Genomic DNA, 5,036 nt, shown 5'->3' on the forward strand with positions numbered 1-5,036 from the left:
GGAGGTTGATTTCGCAAAGCAGCAAGCTGTCCAAGCGATCGACGAATGGATTGGATGTCGGAGAAGGACTCTCGGCGAACGGCCGCCTCAACACACCGTCTGCACTACGACGGGAGCGCTACTGCGCCTGGCTCACCGACGACATATGGAAGTCCGGTATTCGCAGCGTCGGCATCGCGGCGCGGGTTGCCCAGTCACCCCATTCCCGCGGCAGCGTCACCTCGCTCGCACTCGCCTCCGTGACCCGGCGCAGCAGGCTCAGTGGGCTCTCGTTGAAACGGAAGTTGTTCACCGCTGCACTGACCTTGCCGTCTTCCACCAAGTACACGCCGTCCCGCGTGAGACCCGTCAACAGCAGCGTGGTCGGATCCACCGCGCGGATGTACCACAGCGTCGTCAGCAGCAGCCCCCGCTCGGTGCCCGCGATCATCCCGTCGAGGCTCGAGTCTCCGCCGGTCATTAATAGGTTGTCGGCCGGTGCGGCGACGGGCGCATCGAACTCGGCGGCGGTCGCGCGCGGATACGCCAGCGCGTTGATCGTCCCGTCGCGGATCCAGTCCACCCGGCCAATGTCCATGCCGTTGTCGAACACCGACACCGACTCCGATGAACTGCTCGCCGTCACGAACGGCGTGCACTCGAGTCGGCGCGCCCACGGGTCGGAGTACAACGTCAGCGGCAGCTCGGTCAGCCGCTCCCCCACCCGAGTCCCGCCGCCGGGCGCCGAAAACGCGGTGCGGCCCTCCTGTGCGCCGCGGCCGTCCATCACCCAGCTGACGTAGATCATCATGTCCGCGACGGTCGACGGCGGCATCAGCGTTTCGTACCGCCCCGCCGGGAGCGAAATCGTGCGCTGCGACCAGTCCAACCGTCTCGAAAGCTGTTCGAGCAGAACGTCGACCGGCACGTCGATGAAGTCGGGCGTGCTGGCTCCGGCCCACGCACTTCCACCGTTGCGCTTGGCGTTGATCTCCACCGAGCCCGTCGGCTGTGTGTAGCGCCGGCGCAACCCCCGGGTGTTGGCCAGAAACGTCGTCGTCATCGCATGGTGCGCGTATCCGTACAGCGTGTCGCGCCCGCGGAAGCCGTGGACCAGCGAGCTCGCCAAGCCGGCGAACGCCTCGGCGCCTGTTCCGGGCACCGGGTCATCCCAATCGACCGGCACGTCCGTACCAGGTATCAGAGGCGCACTGTCCCGCGCCTCCGGGGCCGTCCGTGCGACCGCTTCGCTCGCGACCACCAGGCTGGCGATCGCGTCCGGATCCACCTCGCTGGTTTGCACCGAACCGACATGCGCGCTATCGCCCTGGCGCACAATCGAAATGACAGCCGTCTCGCGCCTGGTCGATACGCCGTTGGTCGTCATCGAGTTGCCCGCCCACCGCAGCGAAGCCTCTGCCGTATCGTTGATAAGGACGATCGTTTCGTCGACCGTGGCGGCCGCCATCGCCGCGTCGATCACCTTCTGCGCCGGAATCACGCGGCGCCCTCTGCAAGCGTGTTGAGCACCCGAACGCCGCGGAACAACGCTGACGGGCAGCCGTGGCTGACCGGCGCCACCTGCCCGGGCTGCGCCTTGCCGCAGTTGAACGCCCCGCCCAGCCGCCACGTCGACGAACCGCCAACCGTCTCCATCGAATCCCAGAAATCGGTCGTGGTCGCCTGGTAGGCGACATCCCGCAGCTGCCCGTCCAGCCTGCCGTTACGGATTCGGAAGAAGCGCTGCCCGGTGAACTGAAAGTTATAGCGCTGCATGTCAATTGACCACGACTTGTCCCCGACGATGTAGATCCCGTCCTCGACACTCGCGATCAGGTCGGCCGTGCTCAGATCTTGCGGACCCGGCCGCAGCGACACGTTGGCCATCCGCTGGATCGGGACGTGGTGTGGCGAATCGGCGTACGAACAACCATTGGAGCGCTGCTGGCCCAGCCGTGGTGCAAACACCCGATCCAGCTGATAACCCACGAACACTCCGTCACGCACCAGATCCCAGCTCTGCGCGGCCACGCCCTCATCGTCGAAACCCACAGTGGCCAAGCCGAACTCAACGGTCCGATCGGCGGTCACATTCATCACCGGCGAGCCGTAGCGCATCGTACCCAGCTTGTCCGGAGTGGCGAACGACGTGCCGGCATAGGCGGCCTCGTAGCCGATCGCGCGGTCGTATTCGGTGGCGTGGCCGACGGATTCGTGGATCGTCAACCATAGATTGGTCGGGTCGATCACCAGGTCAGTGGGGCCGGCGCTCACGCTCGGCGCCTTGACCTTCTCGGCCAACCACGACGGTATCCGCGCCAGCTCGTCGCTCCAATTCCACACGTCGTCGCCGGCGAGGAGCTCCCAGCCGCGCGCCGTCGGCGGCGCTAGCGTGCGCATCGATTCGAAGCTGCCCGCGGCGGCGTCCACCGCCACTGCGTCCAGCATGGCCAGGATCCTCACCCGCTGCTGTGTAATCGTCGACCCGAAAGTGTCGGCATAATACGTCTGCTCCTTGACCGCGTTCATCGCCGCCGACACGTGGTCGACACCGTCGGCCGCGAGCAGCCGTCCCGAGTAGTCCTCCAAAACCGCGATCTTGTCGGCGGTCGAGACCTCGAACGGGTCGACCGCAAACGACGACACCCACTGCGCGTCGGAGTACACGGGCTCGTCCGCCAGCGCGATCCGTTCGGCGTTCAGCGGCGCCAGAGTCTTCGCGACGTCCACCGCCCGCCGCGCGGTCTCGGCGGCCACCTCAGGCGCCAGCTCTGCGTGGGACGCAAACCCCCAGGTGCCGTCGACGATGACTCGCACCGCCAGCCCGATCTCCCGGCTGAGCACCGACGTCTCCAAGGTTCCGTCGCGAAGCCGCACGATCTCACTGGTGATGCAGTGAATGCGCAGGTCGGCGTGGCTGGCACCGGCGCGTTTCGCCGCGCTCAACGCGGCATCGGCAAGTTCGTGGCGAGGCAGGGCCAGAAAGTCGGCATCGACCCCCCGGTTCGGCGTCACGGCTCCACCGTAACGGCAGCTCGGTTTAAATGACTGCATGGCCGACAAGGACGTGCGCTCCGCAACGCTGGGGTATGCGCTGTTAGCACCAAGCCTGTTCGGGGTGGCCGCGTTCCTGTTGCTGCCGATGTTCGTGGTGGTCTGGCTGAGCCTGCATCGCTGGGATCTGCTCGGACCCATTGAGTATGTCGGACTCGACAATTGGCGCTCGGTGCTGACGGACTCGGCGTTCGGCAACTCGTTGGCGGTGACGATGATTTTTGTTGCCATCGTCGTGCCGGTGCAGACGTTCCTGGGACTGGCCGTCGCATGGATGCTGGCGCGCGGGATGCCGGGCACCGGGTTCTTCCGCACGGTTTACGTGGTTCCGTGGGTTTGCGCGCCGCTGGCGATCGGCGTGTTGTGGCGCTGGATCCTCGCGCCGACCGACGGCGCCTTGAACACGCTGCTCGGGCGTCGCGTCGAGTGGCTGACCGATCCTGGTCTGGCACTTCCGGTCGTCTCGGCGGTCACGGTGTGGACGAATGTCGGCTACGTCGCGCTCTTCTTCCTCGCCGGCATCCTGGCAATTCCCGATGAACTGCACGATGCCGCACGAACCGACGGCGCCACGTCGTGGCAGCGCTTCTGGCGCATCACCCTTCCCATGCTGCGGCCAACAATGTTCTTCGTCCTGGTAACCGGAATCGTCAGCGCGGCACAGGTTTTCGATACCGTATACGCGCTGACGCGCGGCGGCCCGCAAGGCCGCACCGATCTTGTGGCGCACCGCATCTACACCGAGGCGTTCGGCGCTGCGGCTGTCGGTCGGGCCGCCGTGATGGCGATCGTGCTGTTCGCGATTCTGGTATCGGTCGCGCTCGTTCAGCATCTGTACTTCCGGCGACGGATCACTTATGAAGTTGTCTAACCTCGCCATCTACGTCGCGTTGGCCGTCGGCGCGGCGATTACGTTAACGCCCTTCGCGCTCGGGCTGCTCACCTCGTTCACCTCGGCCCAGCAGTTCGTAACGAAATCGCCGCTGTCGCTGCCTGATCCGCCGACGTTGCAGAACTATCGCGGCTTGGCCGACGCCGGATTCGGTAGAGCACTGATGGTGACGGCACTGATGACCGCGGTCCTGGTGCTGGGCCAGTTGGTGTGTTCGGTGTTGGCCGCATACGCCTTCGCGCGGCTGCGTTTCCGCGGACGGGATCTGCTGTTCTGGGTGTACGTGGCGACGTTGATGGTGCCCGCGACGGTGACGATCGTGCCGCTGTACCTGATGATGGCGCAGGCCGGACTACGCAATACATTCTGGGCGCTGGTACTGCCGTTTGTCTTTGGTTCGCCATATGCAATCTTCCTGCTGCGCGAATACTTCCGCGCGATTCCCGCCGACCTGATCAATGCTGCCCGGCTCGACGGCGCGAACACCCTTGACGTGCTGGTGCATGTCATAGTGCCGGCCAGCCGACCGATCATGGTCACTCTGACGCTGATCACCGTCGTGTCGCAATGGAACAACTTCATGTGGCCCTTGGTGATCACCAGCGGCAGCAAGTGGCGAGTGCTGACGGTGGCCACCGCCGGCTTGCAGTCGCAGTACAACGCGCAGTGGACGCTGGTGATGGCGGCGACCACCGTGGCCATAGTTCCGCTGATCGCGCTGTTTGTCGTCTTCCAGCGGCGGATCGTCCGATCGATTGTGGTTACCGGGCTGAAATGATCTCGCGCGTGAGGTTTTCGACGCTGGTCGCCGTCTCGCTGATTGCGGTGGCCGCATTGCTGCTCGTGGCGGTGCTGGTGTTGGACCGTTCCGCGCAGCCCAGCGGCAAGACGGTGGTGACGGTGCGCCTGTGGGATCAGCAGGTGGCAATGGCCTATCGCAAGTCGTTCGACGAGTTCACGCGCCACCACCCCGGCGTCGAGGTCCGCACCAATGTTGTCGCGTATGCGACATACTTCGATACCCTGCGAACCGATGTCGCCGGTGGCGGTGCCGACGACATCTTCTGGATCAGTAATGCGTACTTTGCCGGCTACGCCGACAACGGCAGGC

Annotated in this window: 5 protein-coding genes; 3 read left to right on the forward strand and 2 right to left on the reverse strand. The window is 65.3% G+C overall.

All coding sequences use genetic code 11. From position 1 onward, the window contains the following. Positions 1–118 precede the first annotated feature (118 nt). Together VE759_RS04070 and VE759_RS04075 are read right to left on the reverse strand one after the other, a co-directional pair. The gene (locus VE759_RS04070) at positions 119–1,480 is read right to left on the reverse strand and encodes a metallopeptidase TldD-related protein (protein ID WP_324928476.1); all 1,362 of its coding nucleotides are present in this window, start codon (positions 1,478–1,480) and stop codon (positions 119–121) included. Beyond that, positions 1,477–2,994 (reverse strand): TldD/PmbA family protein, encoded by a 1,518-nt coding sequence (locus VE759_RS04075; RefSeq protein WP_324928478.1) that lies wholly within the window; start codon positions 2,992–2,994, stop codon positions 1,477–1,479. Before VE759_RS04075 ends, VE759_RS04070 begins: the two co-directional genes overlap by 4 nt. 37 nt (positions 2,995–3,031) lie before the next feature. Here VE759_RS04075 and VE759_RS04080 point away from each other — a divergent pair, with 37 nt between their 5' ends. The 3 genes from VE759_RS04080 to VE759_RS04090 all read left to right on the forward strand — a co-directional run. After that, the gene (locus tag VE759_RS04080; RefSeq protein ID WP_324928480.1) at positions 3,032–3,904 is read left to right on the forward strand and encodes a sugar ABC transporter permease; all 873 of its coding nucleotides are present in this window, start codon (positions 3,032–3,034) and stop codon (positions 3,902–3,904) included. Further along, a complete protein-coding gene (locus tag VE759_RS04085; RefSeq protein ID WP_324928483.1) occupies positions 3,891–4,703 on the forward strand; it encodes a carbohydrate ABC transporter permease in 813 nt (270 codons plus the stop codon). The genes VE759_RS04080 and VE759_RS04085 overlap by 14 nt, the downstream gene beginning before the upstream one ends. Further along, the coding region (locus tag VE759_RS04090; RefSeq protein WP_324928485.1) for an extracellular solute-binding protein at positions 4,703–5,036 on the forward strand (334 nt) is incomplete at its 3' end. The genes VE759_RS04085 and VE759_RS04090, both read left to right, overlap by 1 nt.

Origin of the sequence: Mycobacterium sp. (genome assembly GCF_035640695.1) — a bacterium.
GTDB lineage: Bacteria > Actinomycetota > Actinomycetes > Mycobacteriales > Mycobacteriaceae > Mycobacterium.

Coding starts and splice junctions, on each gene's coding strand:
- VE759_RS04085 (WP_324928483.1), top strand. CDS start 3,891: ATGAAGTTGTCTAACCTCGCCATCTACGTCGCGTTGGCCGTCGGCGCG.
- VE759_RS04080 (WP_324928480.1), top strand. CDS start 3,032: ATGGCCGACAAGGACGTGCGCTCCGCAACGCTGGGGTATGCGCTGTTA.